The sequence below is a fragment of the Rahnella sp. P4_A8 genome, assembly GCF_056402435.1.
Genome location: NZ_JBFUHK010000201.1, coordinates 1 through 1750 on the forward strand (window position 1 = coordinate 1; position 1750 = coordinate 1750).

Consider the following 1750-nt stretch of genomic DNA (forward strand, 5'->3'; position numbering starts at 1 on the left):
TCTCCGGAATATCTGGCACAATGCGCCCCCCCAAAACACCCGAATGACCTTATGGGGCATAAAACGGTCAATCTTCGTTACCAGAACACCGGGCAGCTTTTTCGCTGGCCATTCCAGGTTGGGGGCCGAGAGATTGAAATTTTGCCATCATCAAATGTCGTTGTTGATGCAAGCGATGTCGTGCTGGCGTCAATTGTTGCCGGTACTGGGATAGGAATGGCGACGAGCTTTATGGCTGATTCGTGGGTAAAGAATGAAAAATTAGTTCCCCTGCTGACGGATTTTACCGTAGAGCGGCATAATATTTCTGCACTATGGCATGAAAGTCGGCGCTCGAATCCTGCTGTTCGGGCATTCCTGGATCATCTGATTGGGCATTTTTAAATTCTTTTAACCAGCTTGCGTATATTCAGGTCACCAGAATGATGAATCTGTCCGCTGTGAGCGAACAGCAGATGTTTACTGAGGACTACTAAATATTTTCATCATTTTAAACATAACATCCCTGTTGTGAATCTGAAGGATTTTGGTTATAAAAACAGCAAGATAACTCATTGAATGAATCAAAAACTCAGGAGACATTTTGCCGATAACTACCTCTCGACTGCATCTTCGCCCTGTAATCAACTCAGACGGAGATGACCTTTTCAGAATTTATGGCGACCCTGCCACAAATACGTTTAATCCTGYAGGACCGTATCCTGATATTGATTATGCTCGTGATGTCTTGGCTCGATGGCTTAAACACTGGGAAGATTACGGTTTCGGAAACTGGGCTATCTCGTTAAAAGATAATCCTGAAAGGATTATCGGTTTTGGCGGGCTAAACATCCGCAGTTATGCCGATATTTCTATCAATAACTTGGGATATCGTTTCTCCACTGAGTCATGGGGAAAAGGCCTGGCGACAGAGTTTGCTAACTATGCGGTCAGCTATGGGTTTAATGAACTCAAACTGCCTGATATATCTGCCACAGTAAGAGCAAATCACCTGGCGTCACAGAAAGTCCTAACGAATGCCGGACTAAGGTATGTACGTGACATTCATGATGTGGAAAATGCTCCAGCCAGCATGCTGTTTACACTGACCYATGCCGAATGGCACAAACAATAATGTTGATTTACAACGTATTGGGACGACACATTGGGATCAAGCGCGAAGATGATCGCTGCTGATATTTCGCGCAGACCTGACAGAGCGAAAACTTTCCCGACTTTACAATATTACTATTCCGGACAGTATGGCAGAAGACGAGATCATTGGCTGTCTGGGCGATATTTTCCATGAAGCAGCAACAGAGCGTCATCCTGATGTGATACGTGTTGAATAGCAATCTGTCAGGCTCACCCTCCCTAATACAACCGTTTTACCATAAGTCCTTCAACTTCCGCTCATGTAACAAAGCTGCCCGAAGGTGCGGACAGACTGCTATGAGCGAGGAACAGACGTGTTCGGAACAGTATGAAACCCGCCAAGCACAGTGAGATAAAATAACTAAAGTAATCTTAAAAGCTTCGCAGGATTACCCGCATAAATCCCTTTAGCTTTTATAGGCTTTATGACCACGCTACCAGCACCAATAACTGCACCACTGCAAATTTCTGTTGTGAGAATTGTTGCTCCGCTCCCAACTGTGACGGCATTACCTAAACTAATATGAATCCAGTTCTCAGCAGATGAATCAGGGCCGCCACTTTTGAAAAGGTCATTAGCAAAGGTTACGCCATGTCCTATAAAGCAGTCATCACC

The 1750-nt window shown here is 44.9% G+C and carries 3 protein-coding genes and 1 pseudogene; 3 read left to right on the forward strand and 1 reads right to left on the reverse strand.

The window, feature by feature from the left end:
• From AC1DUO_RS24635 to AC1DUO_RS24645, 3 genes and pseudogenes are all read left to right on the forward strand, one after another.
• On the forward strand, positions 1-384 hold a 384-nt coding region (locus tag AC1DUO_RS24635; RefSeq protein ID WP_421589766.1), incomplete at its 5' end, for a LysR substrate-binding domain-containing protein.
• A 199-nt stretch (positions 385-583) separates the two neighbouring features.
• Complete coding sequence (locus AC1DUO_RS24640; protein WP_477989243.1) at positions 584-1114, forward strand: GNAT family N-acetyltransferase; 531 nt, start codon at positions 584-586, stop codon at positions 1112-1114.
• A pseudogene (locus tag AC1DUO_RS24645) lies at positions 1114-1331 on the forward strand (DUF7661 family protein). Before AC1DUO_RS24640 ends, AC1DUO_RS24645 begins: the two are co-directional and overlap by 1 nt.
• Before the next feature lie 164 nt (positions 1332-1495).
• Here the strand turns inward: AC1DUO_RS24645 and AC1DUO_RS24650 are convergent.
• Positions 1496-1750 (reverse strand): LbetaH domain-containing protein (locus tag AC1DUO_RS24650; RefSeq protein ID WP_477989245.1); only part of this gene is annotated, 255 nt, incomplete at its 5' end.